22 protein-coding genes are annotated in these 21,238 nt (G+C 46.3%); 17 read left to right on the forward strand and 5 right to left on the reverse strand.

Translation table 11 applies throughout. From position 1 onward, the window contains the following. The first annotated feature begins 41 nt into the window (after nucleotides 1–41). The gene (locus Q9R46_RS07610) at nucleotides 42–956 is read left to right on the forward strand and encodes an NAD(P)/FAD-dependent oxidoreductase (protein ID WP_311279495.1); all 915 of its coding nucleotides are present in this window, start codon (nucleotides 42–44) and stop codon (nucleotides 954–956) included. Between the two features lie 141 nt (nucleotides 957–1,097). On the opposite strand, the gene Q9R46_RS07615 is transcribed toward Q9R46_RS07610, so the two are convergent. Then, entirely contained in the window at nucleotides 1,098–1,307 is a 210-nt protein-coding gene (locus Q9R46_RS07615; protein WP_145330105.1) for a hypothetical protein, read from the reverse strand. Between the two features lie 221 nt (nucleotides 1,308–1,528). Here Q9R46_RS07615 and Q9R46_RS07620 point away from each other — a divergent pair, with 221 nt between their 5' ends. The 4 genes from Q9R46_RS07620 (at nucleotide 1,529) to Q9R46_RS07635 (ending at nucleotide 4,465) form a co-directional block, all read left to right on the forward strand. Beyond that, nucleotides 1,529–1,882, forward strand: a complete 354-nt coding sequence (locus tag Q9R46_RS07620) for a DUF3243 domain-containing protein (protein WP_145330107.1) — start codon at nucleotides 1,529–1,531, stop codon at nucleotides 1,880–1,882. A gap of 285 nt (nucleotides 1,883–2,167) precedes the next feature. Beyond that, a complete protein-coding gene (locus tag Q9R46_RS07625; RefSeq protein WP_311279496.1) occupies nucleotides 2,168–2,734 on the forward strand; it encodes a hypothetical protein in 567 nt (188 codons plus the stop codon). 203 nt (nucleotides 2,735–2,937) lie between these two features. Continuing rightward, a complete protein-coding gene (gene cyoE, locus Q9R46_RS07630) occupies nucleotides 2,938–3,795 on the forward strand; it encodes a heme o synthase (protein WP_311279497.1) in 858 nt (285 codons plus the stop codon). Between the two features lie 187 nt (nucleotides 3,796–3,982). Continuing rightward, the gene (locus tag Q9R46_RS07635; RefSeq protein WP_311279498.1) at nucleotides 3,983–4,465 is read left to right on the forward strand and encodes a tetratricopeptide repeat protein; all 483 of its coding nucleotides are present in this window, start codon (nucleotides 3,983–3,985) and stop codon (nucleotides 4,463–4,465) included. Between the two features lie 45 nt (nucleotides 4,466–4,510). On the opposite strand, the gene Q9R46_RS07640 is transcribed toward Q9R46_RS07635, so the two are convergent. Then, complete coding sequence (locus tag Q9R46_RS07640; protein ID WP_311279499.1) at nucleotides 4,511–5,392, reverse strand: LysR family transcriptional regulator; 882 nt, start codon at nucleotides 5,390–5,392, stop codon at nucleotides 4,511–4,513. Nucleotides 5,393–5,573: 181 nt separating this feature from the next. Here Q9R46_RS07640 and Q9R46_RS07645 point away from each other — a divergent pair, with 181 nt between their 5' ends. The 6 genes from Q9R46_RS07645 to Q9R46_RS07670 all read left to right on the forward strand — a co-directional run bounded on the left by Q9R46_RS07645 (nucleotide 5,574) and on the right by Q9R46_RS07670 (nucleotide 13,103). Further along, nucleotides 5,574–6,485, forward strand: a complete 912-nt coding sequence (locus tag Q9R46_RS07645) for a DMT family transporter (protein ID WP_311279500.1) — start codon at nucleotides 5,574–5,576, stop codon at nucleotides 6,483–6,485. Nucleotides 6,486–6,680: 195 nt separating this feature from the next. Beyond that, nucleotides 6,681–7,742 carry a LacI family DNA-binding transcriptional regulator gene (locus Q9R46_RS07650; RefSeq protein ID WP_311279501.1) on the forward strand — a complete coding sequence of 354 codons (1,062 nt, stop codon included), beginning with the start codon at nucleotides 6,681–6,683 and terminating at the stop codon, nucleotides 7,740–7,742. 266 nt (nucleotides 7,743–8,008) lie between these two features. Next, nucleotides 8,009–10,558, forward strand: a complete 2,550-nt coding sequence (locus Q9R46_RS07655; protein WP_311279502.1) for a beta-mannosidase — start codon at nucleotides 8,009–8,011, stop codon at nucleotides 10,556–10,558. A 203-nt stretch (nucleotides 10,559–10,761) separates the two neighbouring features. Continuing rightward, a complete protein-coding gene (locus Q9R46_RS07660; protein WP_311279503.1) occupies nucleotides 10,762–11,244 on the forward strand; it encodes a stalk domain-containing protein in 483 nt (160 codons plus the stop codon). 117 nt (nucleotides 11,245–11,361) lie between these two features. Continuing rightward, nucleotides 11,362–12,066 (forward strand): response regulator transcription factor, encoded by a 705-nt coding sequence (locus Q9R46_RS07665; protein WP_311279504.1) that lies wholly within the window; start codon nucleotides 11,362–11,364, stop codon nucleotides 12,064–12,066. After that, the gene (locus Q9R46_RS07670) at nucleotides 12,063–13,103 is read left to right on the forward strand and encodes a sensor histidine kinase (RefSeq protein ID WP_311279505.1); all 1,041 of its coding nucleotides are present in this window, start codon (nucleotides 12,063–12,065) and stop codon (nucleotides 13,101–13,103) included. Before Q9R46_RS07665 ends, Q9R46_RS07670 begins: the two co-directional genes overlap by 4 nt. Nucleotides 13,104–13,252: 149 nt before the next feature. Here the strand turns inward: Q9R46_RS07670 and Q9R46_RS07675 are convergent, their stop codons facing one another. Both Q9R46_RS07675 and Q9R46_RS07680 read right to left on the reverse strand, forming a co-directional pair. Then, on the reverse strand, nucleotides 13,253–13,918 hold the full coding sequence (locus tag Q9R46_RS07675; protein ID WP_311279506.1) for a hypothetical protein: 666 nt from the start codon (nucleotides 13,916–13,918) through the stop codon (nucleotides 13,253–13,255). A 59-nt stretch (nucleotides 13,919–13,977) separates the two neighbouring features. Further along, nucleotides 13,978–14,499 carry a zinc metalloprotease gene (locus Q9R46_RS07680; protein WP_311279507.1) on the reverse strand — a complete coding sequence of 174 codons (522 nt, stop codon included), beginning with the start codon at nucleotides 14,497–14,499 and terminating at the stop codon, nucleotides 13,978–13,980. A 227-nt stretch (nucleotides 14,500–14,726) separates the two neighbouring features. On the opposite strand from Q9R46_RS07680, the gene Q9R46_RS07685 reads away from it, so the two are divergent. From Q9R46_RS07685 to Q9R46_RS07705, 5 genes are all read left to right on the forward strand, one after another. Next, nucleotides 14,727–15,404, forward strand: coding sequence for an SOS response-associated peptidase (locus Q9R46_RS07685; protein WP_090920826.1), 678 nt, complete (start codon nucleotides 14,727–14,729; stop codon nucleotides 15,402–15,404). A 294-nt stretch (nucleotides 15,405–15,698) separates the two neighbouring features. Then, the gene (locus Q9R46_RS07690; RefSeq protein ID WP_311279508.1) at nucleotides 15,699–16,832 is read left to right on the forward strand and encodes an NADH-dependent flavin oxidoreductase; all 1,134 of its coding nucleotides are present in this window, start codon (nucleotides 15,699–15,701) and stop codon (nucleotides 16,830–16,832) included. A 171-nt stretch (nucleotides 16,833–17,003) separates the two neighbouring features. Next, entirely contained in the window at nucleotides 17,004–17,771 is a 768-nt protein-coding gene (locus Q9R46_RS07695) for a DeoR/GlpR family DNA-binding transcription regulator (protein WP_311279509.1), read from the forward strand. Nucleotides 17,772–17,813: 42 nt separating this feature from the next. Next, complete coding sequence (locus Q9R46_RS07700) at nucleotides 17,814–18,272, forward strand: OsmC family protein (protein ID WP_145330132.1); 459 nt, start codon at nucleotides 17,814–17,816, stop codon at nucleotides 18,270–18,272. A gap of 58 nt (nucleotides 18,273–18,330) precedes the next feature. Then, complete coding sequence (locus Q9R46_RS07705; protein ID WP_145330134.1) at nucleotides 18,331–18,927, forward strand: DUF2062 domain-containing protein; 597 nt, start codon at nucleotides 18,331–18,333, stop codon at nucleotides 18,925–18,927. On the opposite strand, the gene Q9R46_RS07710 is transcribed toward Q9R46_RS07705, so the two are convergent. Next, nucleotides 18,905–19,834 carry an AEC family transporter gene (locus tag Q9R46_RS07710; RefSeq protein ID WP_154886230.1) on the reverse strand — a complete coding sequence of 310 codons (930 nt, stop codon included), beginning with the start codon at nucleotides 19,832–19,834 and terminating at the stop codon, nucleotides 18,905–18,907. The two genes, Q9R46_RS07705 and Q9R46_RS07710, sit on opposite strands and share 23 nt — an antisense overlap. A gap of 222 nt (nucleotides 19,835–20,056) precedes the next feature. On the opposite strand from Q9R46_RS07710, the gene Q9R46_RS07715 reads away from it, so the two are divergent. Further along, complete coding sequence (locus tag Q9R46_RS07715) at nucleotides 20,057–21,139, forward strand: lactonase family protein (protein ID WP_311279510.1); 1,083 nt, start codon at nucleotides 20,057–20,059, stop codon at nucleotides 21,137–21,139. Nucleotides 21,140–21,238: the final 99 nt, after the last annotated feature.

Here is a 21,238-nt window from a genome sequence, read left to right on the forward strand (position 1 = left end):
TTTTAAAAAGAGAGAGTACTGGATATTCAGGAGGGAATAACATGCGAGAGATGGATTGTATTATTGTGGGCGGAGGGATTGCAGGGCTTCAGGCAGCCATTCAGCTGGGACGTTATTCAGCGCATCAAGTACAGGTAGTCGATGCTGGGGAGGGCAGATCAACGTTATGCAGAACCTATCATAACATTCTCGGTTATCCGGATGGGGTGTCGGGCAAGGAATTACGGGCCCTTGGCAGGATGCAAGCTGAGCAGACAGGCGTTTTGTTTGAAAAGGATCGAATTGTAGAAGCTATGCGTGTGCCTGAGGATAAGATCAGGCTTAAAGGAGCTTCTGGAACTCTGTATCAGGCCAAAACAGTGCTGCTGGCAACCGGGCTATCGGATCGAATACCTGATATTCCGGGAATGAAGTCTACACTCGGCAGAACCGTGTATGTATGTCCTGACTGTGATGGTTATGAGATTCAAGGGAAACGAACGATCCTGCTGGGGGCTGGCGAAGCTGGAGCGAATATGGCCATGACCTTAATTGAACGTACTAATGATCTTTTATATATCAACCACGAACAGACCGAAATCTCTGCTGACCTTCATCGTCAAATGAAACAAGCAGGAGTCCGTTATCTCGAAGCGGCGGTACAAGAAGTACAGCAGATGGAGGACGGTCACATTACAGGTGTTTTAACCGAAGATGGTCAGATTTTCGAATCAGAACGTGGATTTATCGCGTTTGGCGGGAACCGGGTACACTATGAGCTCGCTGAGCAGCTTGGAGCCGTCATTGCGAACAATAAACATGTAGAGGCGAATCCGCGTAGTATGCAGGCAGCCCCTCACGTCTGGATTGCTGGAGATCTTGGTATACATGCCGAACAAGCGACTGTGGCTATGGGCGAAGGCGCGATCGCGGCCATATGGATTCACAAAGCGTTACAGAAGATGGCTAAGGGATAATGAGCATTTTATAAAAAAATCATAAAAAAACAAGTCCTCTCTTTCCTGTTGGCTTAGGAGGACTTGTTTTCGTGCGTTTCTTTTGAGGAAAGTGACAAGCATAAGCATGATCTACTCTCAATAATATCGGAGTACTAATGCTTATTTACCCGGTTCATCGGTTGCATTTTTATTGGAAGAATGATCATGTCCTTTATGGGAAAAGTCTTTGCGAATGTTGTCTACAATGTCTCCGACGACGCCTTCAATCATGTCCGTAGGTCCCGGATTTCTCTTGTCTGGTTCGATAACGGTATTTACGCCTGGCTTGAGTTCATCGTTTGTTTTGTCATGTTTAGACTTGTCATTCATGAGATTGCCTCCTTAAACTCGGTAGTTATCAATGTTTACTAACATAACCAAACATCTACATGTATATGTAAAACGTTTAACCCAACTACGATTTTTGAAACGGCTGATTAAACTTCAGCGAGACGTTTATATTATAAAAGACCCAAGGTTGTGAAGCTTATTGCAAGCTGAACAAAAGTTACAAAATGAATGATGCAATTAAACTGAAGGAGGTAATAAGCATGAATGAACAAAATCATGTGATCCACAAAGACGGACAGGTTTCGACAGATCAGGTAGACAACGCAATTGAAAAGATTGCACCGGAGGAAAGAGATCAGATTTTACAAAATTTTGATGCATTCAAGGAATACCTCGGTAAACGGATTGCCATGGGCGAATCCATCGGTTTAAGTGAAGAACAAATGGCTAAAATTGCACAAAAGGTAGCAGATCATCTGGCGGCTAACGAAGAACCTCGCAACCGGGAAGAGAAACTATTACAGGAACTCTGGAATGTTGGTAAAGAAGAGGAACGCCATATGCTGGCTCATATGCTGGTTCGTTTGGCGCAAGACACCAGAACAAGTCATTAAAAGAAGTTCAGGCATAAATGGACTGTACAAGCATAGATTAATATAGATGCAGCAGAAACCCCGAATGCAGCTGATTTGGGGTTTCTCCATGTAAAGCGGTGGACAAGCTCAGTAGTGATGACGCGAATTGTAACTATTTTTAATCTGGCTGATACTTTTCAGAAAGTGCTATGACGTATGATGAGTACAACATAAACGAATCGTTAATGTTTGGCGTGTCCGTTTGAGAAGAAGAGCTTTCGTTTAATGATTAAAGAGACTTATGAAATAAGGAGAGATGCTGGCATGAAGAACGCGGCGAAACAATGGAGATATCGGATGATCGGTGCAGCAGTGGCTTTACTTGGCATCATCGTGCTGACTACATATTTGCTTACCCCTGCAAATGCAGAGGAGCGTACTGATGTTCAGTCACCTTCTGCTAATAAGGCCCAATTGGCCAATTCTGAAGTATATACAGCTTATATTGACGGAATGCGTGTGGAAGACGGTAAATTAATGCTGACTGTAGATAAAATAGGCTGGTACCAGGGTGAGGAAGCAAACACCATTTTCAAACAACGAAATCCGGATGCAGGCATGGACGAAGCACCTGACGGTTACTATATTGTTAATGATAATAAAGAGCAGGAACAAGTTGAGGTCAAAGCTGACGCCAACGTGCTCATGCAACTCTATGACCGTGATGGAACGGTTCAAGGAGCAGAAATTCAGTGGAATGAGCCAGTGAGCTTGTCCAAGTTTGAATCGCTGTATGGGGATAAACGGATTATGGATCTGTCCGTGTTTCCATATCATCTGACGATTCAAGATGGAAAGGTCATTAAAATTGTACAACAGTATATCCCTTGATAGTTAATAGGGATAAACCATAATTAGAGCATGATCAGGGAAATAAAAAAAGAAAAAGATTTGAACATAAGGCATTCTTTCCGCTCCATTCGGCGGTGAAGAATGCTTTTTGTTATGACAAATGCTTGAAAGCGATTGTAATTCATTGGTGGTACATGTATCATTATAGGAATGGCGTTTTTACATCATTCAGGAGGCTTCTGATGCTTAAAGACATGATTGCATTAACCAAGCCCGGACTGTTAAGGCTGAATGTATTTGCGGTTGCCGTCGGTTTCTGGGTCGCTTCACAATGGGATATCGCATGGATATCTCTGCTTATGGTCGTGATTGGTTCAACGCTTGTCATTGCTTCGGCTTGTGTCATCAACAACTATTGGGACCGTGAGCTGGATCAAAAGATGGAACGAACGAAAAAAAGAATGAATTACATTAATCATCTGAAACCAGGATTTGTTCTTGGTTACGGCTTGGTGCTCGGAGTCGCTGGTTTAGCGATATTGTATCTACTGGTGAATCCGTTATCCGGCTGGATGGCTTTGCTCGGTTGGTTTGCATATATTGTGATCTATACGATGTGGCTAAAACGAACATCGACATGGAGCACATCACTGGGCGGAATTGCAGGGGCAATGCCACCTGTCATTGGGTATACCGCCGTAACGAATGAAATCGATGCAGGAGCCTGGCTGTTGTTTGCACTGTTATTTTTGTGGCAGCCTCCACATTTCTGGTCGCTGGGTATTCGCCGTGTGGAAGAGTATCGTGCTGCGGGATTTCCGCTCTTACCGGTGGTCAAAGGCGTTAAACGCACCAAGATGCAGATGATTCCTTATGTTTTTCTACTGATTCCTGCTGTGTTTTTGCTGTATTATTTTGATTACGTTGGGTTGGTATTTCTGATTGTATCTCTGATTAGCAGCATCATCTGGTTTGTACATACACTTGGCGGATTGAAAACACAGGATGATGAGAAGTGGGCGAAGGTTAACTTTTTGATCTCGGTCAATTATCTCATGCTCATATTTATTGTAATGGTTGCGAACACCACGTGGTCTTGAACAGAATCATAGGAGGGCACTCATGCTCTTATGAACGCACCTTTTGAATGAAAGAGGGACAACCCTGGTTGTCCCGTTTTTCGAAAGTGTGCTTTTTGTTATGCGTTAAGCTATGGTTAGTAAATGTAAGTAATAAAAAGAGTTATGCTCAGGAACTATATTATTTGTTATTGGATGTGACAACAACATGAATGATTTGCAACAAGCGATCTGCCTGCGACAGGAAGGCAAAGTGCGGGAGGCCATAGAGCTTCTGCACCGAATTACGGAGCTGGAGCCGCAGCTCGGGGAAGGCTGGTATCAACTCGCCTGGGCACATGATTCACTTGGCCTGGAACGTGAGGCTGTGCCTTATTATGAAAAAGCATTGCAACTGGAACTATCAGCAGAAGACCGGGCTGGTGCTATTCTCGGACTCGGGAGTACTTATCGTACGCTCGGACAATACGAGCAGGCCAAGACGTGGCTACTGGCAGGGATATCGGAATTTCCGGAGCACCGGGAATTCGAAGTGTTCTATGCGATGGTACTCTATAATTTAGGTGAACACGCAGAAGCGATGCAGCGGCTGCTCATTCAGCTCGCGGATACATCTGGAGATCAGCGAATAAAGGACTACAGCCGGGCGATAGGCTATTATGCAGATCAGTTAGATCGGGTCTGGGAGTAAGGTATAATCATCGTTAAGCCATCAATTGAGTTGCATCATGCTAACCTAAACTTCTCGATCTGAAATGAGCCATTGCTGGACATGTTCGATAAAACGGCGTGCAGCTGGCGACAGATTGCGAAGAGAAGCACAAGCCAAACCTATCATTCGGTAAGGATCACCCTCAAGTGGCACAAGCGCGAGTGATTCCGTATGATTTTGCAGCACCATCTCGGGAAGCAGACTGATGCCAAGTCCGTTACGTACCATGGCCATTATAGCCTGATCCTCGGCAACCTCGTACACAACATTTAACTTGGCAGCATGCTGACGAATCAAACGTTCAATTTCGTTGTCGCCGCCCCATTTGGGAAGAATGAAAGGCTGCTCTAGCAAAACTTCAAAAGATATTGACTTCTCTGAAGCCAGAGCATGACCCAGAGGCAGGATGCACATGATCCTGTCTCTTTGCAATGTGATCGTTTCAAATGGCGACGAGTCGCCGAGAGACAAGAAACCAAGGTCTATGGCACCGCTGGTAAGCCAATTCTCAATCTCGGCATAGTCACCCTCCCACAGCCTAATCTCTATTCCGGGGTGGCGAAGCCTGAACTGCTTGAGAATACCCGGAAGCCACTGTGTGGATACACTGGCAAATGTCCCGATTCGTACGGTGCCAATCTCGGCACCGCGAATCAGGGAGATTTCCTGGTTCATCAGTTCGGCCCAGCGGATGATTTCACGAGTATAACCGAGAATACGCTCGCCTTCCGCGGTGACCCGGACACCCGAGCGACTGCGATGCAGCAAGGAGAAACCATATTCGCTTTCCAGGCTGGCAATGGCGTGGCTGACGGCGGATTGTGTAATATTCAGGGCCTCGGATGCTTTGGTCAGACTGCCATATTCAACTACCGTGTTTAGAATTTCGTATTTAATCAGTGACATATATATTAACTCCCTTTCAGGTTTAACCATAATTATATACATGAGTTTATTTCATAATAACTATTATAAATATTCATTTTTATAATGCAAAGAGATCGTTTATACTTGCCAAGGCGAGTTAGTTTAGTACATATAACCAACGTAGCTCAGACTATTATAGAAGAATGAAGGTAGAAGTTAGATGAATGGGGTACAAGGAAAGCAGATTCAAGCATCACGAAGAGCAGACGTGCAGATGCTGCTTGCAACCGTTATATGGGGTTCTTCTTATCTGTTTATGAAATCGGGACTAGCATCCATGCAGGAACTGAATTTGATTGCTTTGCGATTTGGAATCGCCTTTGTAGCGGCAGGGCTACTCTTTCACCGCCGTTTGAGAAGTGTAGATCGTGGTACGTTGCTTGCTGGAGGCGTGCTGGGTACAGCGTTATTTGCTGCGTTTGTATTCATTACCTATGGGGTACAGCGAACGACAGCTTCTCAGGCGGGGTTTTTGATCAGTTTGGCCGTCATTTTTGTGCCAATATTAACGACATTCTTACGCCGGCGATTGCCGGGCAAACGTCTAGGTGTCAGTATTGTGGTCGCAGTAGCAGGGCTTGGACTATTAACGCTTCAACATGAAATGAGCCTGCATCTCGGGGATTTGTTATGTATTCTGGCGGCATTGCTTTATGCCGTTTATATTATGATTGCAGGTAAATATACACCGAATCATGATCCGCTTACACTCGGAATCGTTCAACTTGGTGTAGCGGCTTTGTTGGGAACTGTAGCGACATTTTTGTTCGAAACACCGCAGTTACCAGATACACCGGAATCATGGGCATCGATCCTTGGACTTGGAGTATTATGCAGTGGGCTTGGTTATATTTTGCAAACTTTTGCCCAACGCCATGCTTCACCTACGAGAACGAGCCTGATCTTTTCGTTGGAGCCACTGTTTGCCGCAGCGTTTGCTTTTATTTTTCAGGGAGAATCTCTTACATTGCAAGGATACTGCGGAGCGGCGTTGATGCTGGCTGGCGTATTAATTACGGAGATCAAACTGCAACAACCTGTGTTCAGACGCAGAAAGCGCCCGGCATTATAATGTGAAGTGAATCTGTTTGTCCATCTAGATATATTTAGTTGAAGACAATTGCCTATATATAAACGTAGATATACGAAAGATAAACGAAGTTACAGGTTAATCTGTTCTAGTTATTCCGTCTTGCTCCGATCTAACCTAACAAACCCCGAATGAACAAAACATGTTTTGTTCATTCGGGGTTTTGTGCTACACTGGATGAAAAATCAGGAAAATCGGGTGAGCAAGATGGGCAAAAGAGTGACCATGCAACAGATCGCAGATGCTGTAGGAGTATCCAAGTTCGCAGTTTCCCGTGCACTGACGGGGAAGCCGGGGGTTAGCGAGTACACGCGCGAGATGATTGTCAGAATCGCTGGGCAACTGGGTTATTTTAAAATAGAGCCAAAATATAATGCAGTCGATTCTCATACAGTATCCGGCAGCAAAGCGGGGAAGAAAAACAAAGGTACGATATTGATTTTGTTTCCGAATATACGCTCTCAAAATCGTTCTTCTTTGTATTGGGGGCCTGTATTCGACGGGATTTCGGCGCGTTTGAATGAGCAGGGTATGGATATTTTGACACTGACGGAACCATCTTCCGACCATATGTTTTCGGTTCTTAATCCTGACGCCATTCGGGGTGTCATTACGGTAGGTACGATCTCAACGCCGGTGCTGCTCGAAATATATCGCTTGCGGATTCCGCTCGTTATGGTGGATCACGAGGATTCGGCAATACATACCGATACTGTATTTACTGACAATGTGAAAGGCATGAAAGAGTTAGTTCTTATGCTCGCGGCGAAGGGATATAAGCGGTTCCAGTTTGCTGGACAGCTACCTGATGCGGTCAGTTTCAGGGAAAGGTGGCTCGGGTACCGGATGGGACTTGAAGAAATGCAACTGCTGGCAGAACAACATGCGGGGCTGCTCGTGCAGGAGTATTCGGAGATGCAACAGACGATTAGAGAGCTCAAGCTTCAAGAGATTCCAGAGGTGATCGTCTGCGCGAATGACCACACGGCATTTATTATCATTGAGGCTTTGCGAAGTCGTGACGTTCAAGTACCTGAACAGTGTGCGGTAACAGGATTCGATAATACAAGGGCAGATGATCCTATTATGGCTACGGCACATATTCATAAGGAACATCTCGGAGCCCGTGCTGTAGATCAGCTACTATGGCGTATCAGCAATCCCGAGGTTCCATATGAGCGTAAGCTTATTCATGCGGACATCATTATGCGGGAAGAGTACCATTCGTTACGAGCCTAACCCGGTACTGATTGGAGTTTGCCGGCCTTCTCAGGTGGATGGAAACAAAAGGGAAGGAAGAGACATGAAAAGATATGAAAAGACATGGGGGAAGTATATCTCTATGTCTTTTTTGTGGATGGAATGATAATTGAAAAAATGTAATTGGCCAAATGCATTGACTATTATACGACTAACATGATAATTTTGTTTTGTGAATCGTTTGTTAATATAATAACAAAACCTAACAAAATACGTTGGATACTCTAACGACATGGGAGGCTGTCATGAGCACAAACCTATCGCAACGATTTGAAAACTGGACGTTCAAGGCTAGTGAAGATCAGGAATGGATGCCGGCTCAGGTGCCTGGATGCGTACATACCGATTTGCTGAGACTAGATAAGATTCCTGACCCATTTTACGGGACAAATGAAAAGGAAGTGCAGTGGATCGACAAGAAGGACTGGGAGTACCGTACAACGTTCGATATTGAACCTCCCTTATTCACGCAGGAACATCTGGAACTTGTTTTTGACGGACTTGATACGTATGCGGATGTATATGTGAATGACACACATGTGTTGTCCGCGGATAACATGTTTCGAGTATGGAAGGCAGATGTAAAAGCATTCGTGAAGGAACAGGGGAACATGCTTCGCATTTATTTTCGTTCTCCCATTCAGGAGGATTTACCGAAGCTGGAGAAGCTGGGATATGCCTTGCCTGCATCCAATGACCAATCTGACGTGGGCGGTCTCGGGGATAAACGAGTCAGTATCTTTGCGCGCAAAGCGCCATATCACTACGGCTGGGATTGGGGTCCGCGTTTTGTTACCAGTGGCATCTGGCGTGAAGTTAGGCTTGAGGGATGGACAGATGTGAAAATCAATGATCTATTTATCCGTCAAAATGAAGTAAATGCCACATCGGCACAAGTCACCGCCGTGGTAGAGGTGCAAACTTCGCAGCCTATAGATACCGTTATTCGCATAGGTGCAGATGGTCAGCGCTGGGAGAAGGCCGTATCTTTGCAAGCGGGTTCCCATACGGTAGAGGTCCCAATCTCGATTCAGAATCCAAAGCTTTGGTGGAGCCGCGGATTGGGTGAAGCGTATCGATATACGTTTGCTGCCGAATTACTTCAAGGTGAGCGTGCTGTCGCAACGTACGAGGTCAAAACAGGACTTCGTTCCATCCATCTTGTGCGTAATCCGGACGAAGCCGGGGCTTCCTTTTATTTTGAACTGAACGGAGTTGCAGTGTTCGCTAAAGGAGCCAACCACATTCCTAATGATAGCTTTATCACCGAAGTGACACGCGAACGGTACTTGCATGAGATCATATCGGCAGCGGAGTCCAACATGAATATGCTACGTGTATGGGGCGGTGGCTTTTACGAAGAGAATGTATTCTACGACTTGTGTGATGAATACGGTATCATGGTATGGCAGGATTTTATGTTTGCATGTAGCATGTACCCGGGTGACGAAGCGTTCCTGAACAGTGTCCGTCATGAAGCGATTGACAATGTGAAACGTCTGCGCAACCATCCGAGTATTGTCCTGTGGTGTGGCAACAACGAGATTGATTCGGCTTGGGCGCACTATATTGAAAATGGTGGCTGGGGCTGGAAAAAGGATTACAACGCCGAACAGCGCGAACGCATCTGGGCGGATTATGAAGCCATTTTCCATGACCTACTGCCAGAAGTGGTCGAAGCGTATGCACCTGGTATCGACTACTGGCCTTCTTCCCCTATGGTGTCGCTGACAGGAGATGAAAAACAGCACGCCCATCCGTCTACATCGGAAGGAGACATCCATTATTGGGGCGTGTGGCACAATGTCGAGCCTTTTGAAAATTACAATACTTATGTAGGCCGTTTTATGAGTGAGTATGGGTTCCAGTCATTCCCTGAATACAAGTCGGTACGCACATATGCCGAGGAAGAGGACTTGGCGCTGGAGTCAGGGGTCATGCTTGCACATCAGAAGAACGGTGCGGGTAATCGGCTGATCAAACAGTATATGGATATGTATTTGCATGAACCGAAGGATTTCCCATCCTTCTTGTATATGAGTCAGGTCCTTCAAGCAGAAGCGATGAGAACGGCAATTGAAGCCCACCGCCGCCGTAAACCGTACTGTATGGGCACGCTCTACTGGCAGATGAATGACTGCTGGCCTGTCGCTTCGTGGGCGGGGATGGATTATCTTGGTCGCTGGAAGGCATTGCAATATTATGCGAAACGTAGTTTCAATGACGTATTGGTCTCTGTGGACGGTACCAAAGAAGATGTTACCGATATCTATGTGATTTCGGATCAATTGAAAAAGGTGGAAGGGCAACTCCAAATTCAATTGATTGGGTTCGATGGCATGGTGCACCGGGAAGAGACTTTTGCAGTGAACGTAGCATCCAATTCAGGCGAGAAGTTGTTGTCCTTGCATAATGCAGACTGGCTCGAAGGGCATGATGCTGCGACGACGCTACTGCGACTCGCTCTCCGTCAAGAGGGATTAACAGACATTGTGCAGAAGCATTACTTCGTGCCTTCGAAAGACCTTGTGCTTCAGCTTGCGAGCATCAGAGTCAGCGGAGGAGCCGATGAGGATGGTGTACATCTAGTGCTGGAAAGTGACGTTCTTGCCAAGCAGGTGTGGATGTCTTCGGAAGTTGAAGGGGTCTTCTCGGATAACTTCTTTGATCTGATTCCCGGGTTTCCAGTAAAGGTGAAGTTCACCTCCAGAGAAGGGTTACAGCAAGCAGATGTCATTTCGAATCCAGGAGCGGTCGAGGTTCGATCCATGGCTGATTTTATTCGAGTGAAGTAAATGTGAGGCAAGGAGAAATTAAGACTTAGCAACGAATGATACGGTTGAAGTCTCTCGTGAAGAGGGATTTCAACCGTTTTTTATAACAGGATAGATACAAAAATGTACATCGTAATAGTTTCGTAATATTTTGATTAGAGAATCGTAAGTTGTTTTCCTTATTGTAGTCCATGCAAGTAACTAAACCATGGAGAGTGATAACAATGATGAAAACAAGCAAAAGCAAAAAAATGATCGCAGCAGCGGTGTTGATGATGTCTATGACTTTTTCAGGATTAGCAAGCGCAAGTCCAGCAGAGATGAAAATGATTAAAAAGGATGGAATGGAATTTGTTCAATTGAGACAGGCGGCAAAAATGTATGGTTACAGCATTATGTGGGACAGCAAAGACCGTTCGGTCACGTTAATGTACATGGACAATATGCACGACACGATGATGAAAGACAATATGACTATGAAAGACGATATGAAAATGAAAAATGACATGATGAAGGACGACATGATGATGGAAGGTGCTATGATGCCTGCGGCTAAAACCATTAAAGTGTGGGTTGGTTCTACCAAAATGATGGTAGATGGCATGCAGGTTAGTTTGAAGTCGATGCCCATGATTCATGAGGGCAACACATATGTAACGGATATGGTTATTTCCAAATACATGATGCCGATGAAGGCTATGAAGTGAAGGTAACGAAGTAAACGTAAAAAAATGAAAGTAAGGCAGATCAATAACACTGAAACATGATCCTTACCCTGTGATATGATGATGCCAGATGTTTGTTTTGAATATGGGGTGAGTTCATTGAATGAGCGTATCATGGTTGCCGATGATGACAGTAATATTACAGACGTTTGTCGCAGGTACCTCGAAAGGGAAGGTTATTCCGTGGTGACAGCTAAGGATGGTATGGAGGCGATTGAGTTGTGGCGCAGTTACACGCCAGATTTGATTGTGCTCGACCTGATGATGCCACATAAAAATGGATGGGAAATCTGTAACGAGATTCGGCAAAGCGAGGATGTACCCATTGTTATGCTGACTGCTCGCGGAGAAGAGCAGGATCGACTGATGGGTCTGACGATGGGAGCAGATGATTATCTGACCAAGCCGTTTAGTCCGAGAGAACTCGTTCTGCGTGTCAAAGCGATATTGCGCAGAATGCGAACGGTACAGGTGTCGCCTGCCACTCATTCATCACATACGATTCGTTATGAAGGGCTGACCATTGATTTTGTGAAACGTGAGGTAGAGATAGACGGGCGGCTAATTGACTTGACGGTTACTGAGTTTGAGATGTTGTATCTGTTAGCCAGCCACCCCGGACAGGTATTTTCGCGTAGTCAGATGTTAAGCAAAATCTGGGATTTTAGCTACGAAGGAGATACGACGACCGTAACCGTGCATATTCGAAGATTACGAGAGAAGATCGAGCAAAATGCTTCAGACCCGAGATATATTAAAACGGTTTGGGGTATAGGTTATAAGTTTGCAGGTGGGACATCATGAAGCTACGCTCGTATCTGGTATTGTCCAGTCTTCTGGGCATTGGTGTGTTGTTGATTTGTTTGTTCGTCAGTTATTCCAAAATGCTTCTCACCATCGATCAACTGTATTGGCTGTCAGGGATAACGGCCGGAGTCGGTTTACTTTCTTTTGTTCTCCAGTATGTTTTAACGAAGCCATTGGAAAAATCAATAGCCCGTATTACCGAGCGTACGGTGAAGGTAGCCGAAGGGGATTTCCATACGGAAGTCCCTCTCATCGGACCACAGGAATTCAAACTGCTGGCACAGCAATTTAATGAAATGAGTTCCAGACTGAAGGATAGTTTTGACGATCTTCATCAATCCGAATCGGCCAGGCGTGAGCTGATAGCGAATGTGTCTCATGACTTACGTACACCACTGGCCTCGATTCAGGCCTTTGTCGAAGCGCTGGAGGACGATGTCATTAAGGATGAAGCCACCTTTCAGCGTTATCTGAATACGATTCGCCTTGAAACGAAGAGGCTGGGAGGGCTGATCCAGGACTTATTTGATCTATCGAGTCTGGAAGCCCAAGGGGAGCCATTTGATCCAGAGCCCAGTCATGTTGATGAGTTGTTGCTTAGCACGCTCGAGAGTTTTTCGTTCCATCTTGCCGAGAAACAGCTGAATGTGGAGATTGAGTTGCCTGATCAATTGCCAGCCGCCATGATGGTGCCTGCACAGATGAAACGGGTGGTCTCCAATTTATTGCAAAATGCCATCCAATACTCTTCTACAGGAGGCACAATCACGCTTACTGCAACAGAGCAGGCATCATTTTTGCAAATTGCGGTGATGGATCAAGGTGAGGGGATAGAAGCGGAAGAGACGACACGTATTTTTGAACGGTTTTACCGGATTGATAAATCCCGTAGTAAAAGTAGTGGTGGTGCGGGACTTGGACTAGCGATCGCTCAATCCATCGTGGAAAGGCACGGAGGAGAAATTGGGGTTCAGAGTAAGAAGGGAGAAGGCAGCTGTTTCTGGTTTACTCTTCCGGTGTGTGTCAATCGCTAGCCATTGGGCATGGAAAAATGGATCATAGCCATAACGTAAAAACGTGCTACCCGGTATTAAGGGCAGCACGTTCTTTTATTTTATGTAGAGCGTTATGTTGAGGTGGGCATCAAGCAAGTAAGTAAGTTGATAAAAAGAAGAAATATACGTTATGGATTGGACTGTTCGTTTTTGATTTGTTGCAATTCGCTCAGGCTGAGTGTCAAATCATTCTCCGGATTTGCGCTGACAATCACCTCAGACTGGGATTGCTGGCTGGCTTGGTTTGATTTCGAAGCAGGTTTGACCACATAGAGACTTTGAACACTGTTCAGAAGGCTTGCAGGGGTGTCCTCATACGTTTCGAGAAAAAGTACATAATCCTTGGTCTGCATAAGCTTAAGACTGTCATCGTTGACGATTTCGGTGTTGCCCAGTTGTCCGCCAAGCTGTTTGACTTCAAGCCGATCCCCGGCTGTGTAACCGCCTTTGTAGGATTCAGTCACCTGAACCGTATAGATCGTATAGATTTTGTCAAAAGAAACCTGTGCATCTGCCGCGCTTCCCGTTGCGTCCATATTATGTTGATCTTGGGACTCGGGCGACACCCTGTCATCTAAAGCTTCAACCCGGGTTTGGATGACATTGCCCTTCACAATGGTATCGGCTCGTTGGGACAAGGCATCTACACTGCCATAAGTGGGATAATCTTCGGAGGCGATGATTGTGACGGGAGTACCCGGGGGAGAAGCGGCCGGAGTTACTGGAGAGCAACCGACGACAGACAAGATAAAGATGGACGAGACGAGCAAGGTAAGTACTCGATTCTTTTTCATGGATTGGAATCCTCCTTGGGAATAAAATGTAAATTGGTGGAATGATGACGCACGAAAGATTAGTATCTGGATCTGACATTGTTGATATCGAAGGCTTGCGGTTTGGTCATGGAATTCCGGTTACGTGTGTAAGACATAATGGAAGGACTGTTCGTTGTAGGGTTGTCCCCAAGCCAGACGGAGTGGCCCAGTTCATGGACGAACACGCTTTGTATAAAATTGGATAGGTTGGATGCATCAGCAGTAATCGTGGAGGCGTTGAGTTCGATGCGGAAGTTGACAACCTGATTTCCGGAGACGGAAGCGTAGTTGACACCATAAGCGGTATTATTGAAGTTACCAGCGGTGATCGTGTTCGGAGAATTATTCGTTTTAACGAATTGCACTTTGGCTCCCGCATTGTTCCAGTTGGCAAGAGAGGCATCCATTGGACCCTGCCATGCAGAAGCGTAGTTGTAGGTCCGGATTGGAATGGTGGAACTTGGATAGCCGTAATTCAAAAAGGTTGCTGCATAGATCGTGCTACCAAACATCGCAAGCGCAGAGAACAACATCATGCTCATTAAAAACTTCCTTTTCATACTTAAAACCTCCAATAAATGTATATTTTCTCTATTATAGTAACAAGGAAATGTGTACCTGAAATGAGTCTCAAGTCGTTGTTTTTGCCGTGGAAAAAAGGAAAAAAGCTGTGCCGCCAAGGAATGTTGTCACAACGAGTCGCTTTCTGTCCGGGAAACGTATGCATAAATTCCCTTAACTCACAAATAATACATTCAACCTGACTAGGAAAAAGGAGTGTATAGTGATGTGCGAACGATTTTCACTTGCGGCTGATCTGGATGAAGTTCGGGATCATTTCAAGGTACAACGGGTCATGTATTATTATAAAAATCGCTATAATATCAGCCCGACGCAACATACGCCGATCATTCTGCATCAGGATGGAGAGCGTGTGCTGGATGAGTTTCGTTGGGGATTCATTCCTTTTTGGGGGAGGGATGCGGTGAATGCCAACTTAATGACTGTGCATGAAAACCCCGCGTATTATAAGTTGGTAGAGACCAAACGCTGTGTTATTCCTTGCAATGGGTTGTATTATTGGCGGCAGGAAGGCAAAAAGCGTTATGCCGTGCGTGTTGTCATGCCGGATCGCGGACTTTTTGGCATTGCGGGATTGTATGAGATCTGGAAAGATACCCGCAAGCAACCGCTCCGTACCTGTACGATGCTCATGGCTGGCGCGAATCTGGCGACTCGTGAGTTTGGCAACAAGATGCCGGCTATTCTCATGGATGATGAGATCAACACCTGGCTTGATCCGGCCAATACCAGAGTTACACAGTTGTTGCCGCTTCTTAAAACATACAATCGCACAGAGATGAATCTATACCCGGTTACGCCGATGGTGGCGAACGACGAACATGATTGTTATGAATGTGTGGAAGAGATGGAGCAGAAGCTGGCTTACGTGCGGAGTTACTGAGGAATGACTTGAATAATGAATGCCTAAGGTATTACTGAGGTTTTCTGAAGATGTAGCTAAGTTGTGTTTTAGTTTCTGAGTTTCTGAACTCTGGAAATGGTTAAAAAACGGGATGGGGTGTCCGAGGACGCGCTATCCTTTTTACATTCGTCATCGTTTCCGTTACAGGCTGACAAGGAATGGAAAAAGGAACAGTTGCAATTGAGTTGAAACGTAACTATAATAATTACAGTAGTTGAATGTATATATCCATATATCTATTTAAAGAGATATAATATCAGGAGGGAACCACGAATGAATCCAAAGTATTCGAAAATGTTTGAACAAGTTTCACTGCCAAGCAGCGGCATTACACTGAAAAACCGGATCGTGCTTGCTCCTATGACTCATATGTCTTCTAATTCGGATGGCACGGTATCCGATGCTGAGCTTGCATATTATGCACGTCGCACAGGTGGGGCTGGCATGTCGGTTACAGCGGTAACCCATGTTACGCCTAACGGTATCGGCTTCCCTGCACAATTTGGCTCTTATGACGACAGCTTTGTGCCTGGACTGAAACGTCTGGCTGAAACGATTAAACAGCAAGGTTCTGTTGCCGTACTGCAAATGTTCCATGCAGGCCGTCTGACTCCGGAACAAGCCGTCCCTGCGGGCCAAGTGGTTGCACCTAGTGCAGTCGCAAGTGAACGTCCAGGTTCACCGGAACCAAGAGAAATGACGGATGAAGAGATTACTTCCGTCATTCGTGATTTCGGTGAAGCGACCCGCCGTGCCATTGAAGCTGGTTTTGATGGTGTAGAGATTCATGGCGCAAACGGTTATCTGATTCAGCAGTTTTTCTCTCCACATTCCAACCGGCGCGAAGATCGCTGGGGCGGTAGCGTAGAGAAACGTTTGGCGTTCCCATTAGCCGTTGTAGATGAGGTACAGCGTGTGGTTGCCGAGCATACTAAACTTCCATTCATTGTGGGTTACCGTTTCTCGCCGGAAGAGCCAGAAACGCCAGGACTAACAATGGAGGATACGTATGCACTGGTTGATGCTTTGAAAGATAAAAATCTCGACTATTTGCATGTTTCCTTGAATGAGTTCTGGTCGAAGCCAAGACGTGGTGAAGAGGATACGCGATCCAGAATCGAATTCATCCTGGATCGCGTTGGCGGTAAAGTGCCTGTCATCGGTGTCGGAGCGATCCATACGGCAGATGAGGCGGCAGAAGCGCTGGAAACGGGCGTACCGCTGCTTGCCATTGGACGTGAACTGATCATCGAGCCAGACTGGGTCGAGAAGATTGAAAGCGGACGTGAAGAGGATATTGAGACGATTCTGACCAAATCCGATCAAGAGCGTTTGGTGATTCCTGATGGATTGTGGAATGCGATTATCCACACACCGGGTTGGTTCCCTATGGCAGAGGATAAATAACTTATCGGAATGACTGGATTGAGGGGGCGCAAGCCTCCTCTTTTTGCATATATGTATGAATGTTTAGGAATGTCATATCTTGTAGATGTGTTAAATTCTCCTTCCAACCGCTCTATGGTATGATGGGATGACAGGATTAACTGGTATATTAACGGTTTGGAGTGAAGGAATATGCTCGTTGCGGAACGATATGAAAAAATTGTGGAATGGGTGGATGCGCATGGAAGCATGCGTGTCACCGAACTCAGTGAGCGCTGCGGAGTGACCGAAGAAACGATTCGTCGTGACTTGGACAAGCTCGAGCAGGCGGGCAGGCTTAGACGCTCGCATGGTGGAGCGGTAAGTGTGAAATACAAGGATGAGTCGCAATCCGAGATTCCCTATCCCGAGCGTGCTGTTGCTCATGCCGATGAGAAGCGCCGCATTGCAACCGAAGCAGTAAAACTGGTGGAGCCCGGTGACCGGATTGCATTGGATGCAAGCACTACCGCGTGGTATATGGCAGCTGGACTGCCCAATATTCCGCTGACGGTGTTAACCAATTCGATTAAAGTTGCCGCGGAGCTAAGTACGAAAGAACAGATTCGTGTCATTGCTACAGGTGGACAGCTTGCCTCAACATCCTTGTCCTTTGTCGGGCCGCTCGCAGAGCGCTCGCTGGATGCGTATCATGTGGATAAAGTGTTTTTGTCTTGCAAAGGTGTACATCTGACCAAAGGCATCAGCGAGTCGAATGAATTACAGGCTTTGGTGAAGCAGAAAATGATCCATATTGCTGACGAGGTCATTTTGCTAGCCGATTCGAGCAAATTTAACATTCAAGCTTTTACAAGGGTAGCTGGCATGGAGAGTGTTGGGAAGGTCATCACCGATCAGAGTGTGCAGGATGAACATGTTGACGCACTGAATGAACTTCAAATTACGTGTATACGTGTGTGACGGAATAAACTTATATAAACGGTACAGAAAGGATCGATAGCAATGAAACATCCGTTTCACTTAAAGGCGGTATGGAATGGCGGACGTAACAGCGAGGGCACGATTGATGCGGGAGGTTTGAAAACCGTCATTTCGATCCCGCAGGAGATGGGCGGCCCTGGTACAGGAACGAATCCGGACGAGATGCTGCTGGGGGCAGCGGCAACCTGCTACCTGATTACCCTTGCGGCCATGTTGGAGCGTTCAGATATTACACCTGACGAGCTGACGCTGGAATCGGAGGCAACGGTAGATGTGACCAATAATGTTTTTACGTATGAACGCATTGTGCATCGGCCGCGAATCGTGCTTCCACAAGATGCACCCGAATCCGATCTGAGCAAGGCCGAGAAGCTGGCGCATAAGGCGGAAGCATCCTGCATGATCTCTCGCGCAGTAGCTGGCAATGTGACGATGGAAACCTGTCCGGTGATTGTAACCACTGGAGCCGACGCAGTGTGATATAATTGGTGGGTAGACGACATGATTCGTCATTTGTGCAAATAAGGAGAAATTCAGGATGAAAAACCGGAAGCGCAAACCCAATCGAATGGCACGTTTGACTCGTGCAATGAAACTGAATTTTCTCAAACTTTTACGTGCTCCGGGTGGTGCTCATAAAGTATCTACCGGATTTGCTATAGGATTCGGTCTCGAACTGATCGTAATCTCGACTGCATCCCTGATTTATCTTGTGTTTTATCCGATCGTTCGTTTGTCTGGCGGCTCCATGCCAGCGGCCATTGTAGGCAACGTTGTGGGCAAACTTACATTTCTGCCGATTATTCTTATGCCACTTGCGAAACAGATAGGTTCATGGATTTTGCCAGCGCACAGTATGGGGCAGGGGCCTATGCATGAGAGCGCATGGAGGGAACTGTTTCATGGAAACTGGTCGGCGGTAAGCGAACTTTTGCTCGGCGGACTTGATATTCTGGCAGGTATGAGTGTGCTTGGGCTAATTTTGGGATTCATTTCGTACTTTGTCGTCAAATACTTCTATGTCAGAGCTCTTCATCGGCGGCATGAACGCCGGCTGGAGAAGCGCCGCCAAGCGGCAAACGCTTCAGGCCTTAGTTCAGCACCTGTGCTGATCAGGAAGACATCACAATCATAATTGGCAGGAAGACCATGGAAACAGCGGTAGTCCACAGAATACAGCGGGATACAAATTGCGGAGATGCACCGAACTGTTCAGCCAAAATAACAGCGTTCACTGCGGTTGGCATCGAGGCGAGGATAAGCAACACAGGGAATAATGTTCCTTCGACTTGCAGTGCTTTCAGTATAAGCCAGGCTAAAATCGGTGCTGCAACCAGCCTGACAACAAGTCCGGCCCAAAAAGCCTTACGAACATTTGATTGCCAAGGTGCTGTATCTCCTTTGGGTCGTAACATCTGTGCGCCCAGAATCGCCAAGACAATAGGAGAATAACCGGTAGCCATCATCGAAACGCCCCCATCCAGAGCATCAGGAAGGGAAATGCCCGAGCTCCGCATGATGACTGCGATCACAGCTGCGTAGATGGTAGGCATGCGGAATACGGACAGCATCGCGTTTTTCACCGTGAATTCGGATCTTGCGGCAAAGAAAATACCTACAGTATTGACGATGATCATCTGTCCAATGACGTAGACCGAAGCCTTGTCCAGTCCAAGTTGACCAAAGGCAAGCAACACAAGCGGTAGCCCGTAGTTCACACAGTTGGTAAATGTGGAGACGAGGGTCAGTCCTGCTTTTTCAGGTGCACCCAGACCAAAGATTCTGCTTATGATCTCAGCCAGAGCCCAGAGGGCGATCAAGTTGAGGATAGAAAACCAGAAAGTACTTGTGACATCCGTCCAGGTAATCTCTGCGTGTAGCAGGGTATGGAAGATAAGCGCAGGACTTAAAATATAGAGTGAAAATGCCGAAAGCGGCCGTGTATCCCAATCCTTGAAATGTTTTAACAATATTCCGCCAATGACGGGCAAGGATATGGGTAGGAACACATGATAGAGCGTAATGAAAAACGAGGTAAACAATCTGTTCAGTCCTTTCTAGATGAAAAACCTATCTTATCATAGCAGGAAATGCTCGACAGTTGAATGTATAGGGACATAATCCTTGTACAGATACGCATTTCATTGCGTTAAACATGGCAGGCTCCGGTGGAGTGAGCAGGGGTCCGATTGCTATTTTGATATGGCAGATTTATTATAGAAGAGGTGCAACAAGATTACATACACATAGAGGAGGAAACTGTAATGAGTGAATCAAAACGCTTGCTCGTACTAGTCGGTTCTTATGCCGAAGCGGAAAATGAGGGCATTTACGCATATGAATTAAATGAGGATACAGGCAGTCTGGCGAAGCTGGACGGCATTGCGGGCGTGAAAAACCCAACGTTTGTTAACGTGGATGCGCAAGCAAACAAGCTATATGCGATTGGTGAAACGGCGTCTGCTGAGGGTAATAAAATGTCTGAAGCGGTAGCAATCAGCGTTGATCCTTCGACGGGTAAATTGACTTTGCTCAATCGCAAAGACTCCATCTCTGCTCCGCCATGTCACATTCAGCGTGATCCTTCGGGTAAATATTTGATCCTGTCCAGCTATCACGGTGGATTGGTGGGACTTCAAGCCCTCACAGACAACGGAGAAGTTGGAGCGCTTCTGGACGAGAAGAAACATGAAGGCCACGGGGCGCATCCTGAGCGTCAGGACAAGCCGCATGTACACTCCGCTTTCTTCAGCCCGGATGGTAAGTATATGATGGTACAGGATTTGGGCGCAGACAAAATTGCGATCTATTCCATTAACGCAGACAGCAGTGAACTGGTGCTTCACAGTGAAACGAAAACTCATCCGGGTGCTGGACCACGCCACTTGGCGTTCCATCCGAATGGTCAGTTTGCCTATGTGATCAACGAAGTGGATTCGTCTGTCACATCTTACAAGTATGATGCAGCTGCGGGTACGCTGACTGAAATCTCCAATATTTCAACGCTTCCAGACGGCTATGACGGTGCTGAGAATACTACTGCTGAGATCACGGTTTCGAACGATGGCCGTTTTGTGTATGGTTCCAACCGTGGACATGACAGCATCGTCGTATTTGCAGTAGATGCAGACAAAGGTCATCTGAGCCTGGTAGAGCATGTCTCCGCAGAGGGACAGCACCCGCGTCATTTCGCATTGACACCGAATGGTAAACTGCTGATTGCGGCTAACCGTGATACAAACAACATGGTTACCTTTACAGTAGATCAGGAGAGCGGCCGCCTCAAATACACAGGTCACAGCACAGGCGTATCCAAGCCGGTATGTGTGAAACCTGTATATCTGTAATAGGTCGATGTATAAATAGAAATGGACATACAGCACTTATGTTGCTGTGAAAAATCAAGAAGAATCCTGCCTGAGAAGACAGGGTTCTTCTTTTTCTTT

The sequence above is a fragment of the Paenibacillus sp. RRE4 genome, assembly GCF_031844205.1.
Classification (GTDB): domain Bacteria; phylum Bacillota; class Bacilli; order Paenibacillales; family Paenibacillaceae; genus Paenibacillus; species Paenibacillus xylanexedens_B.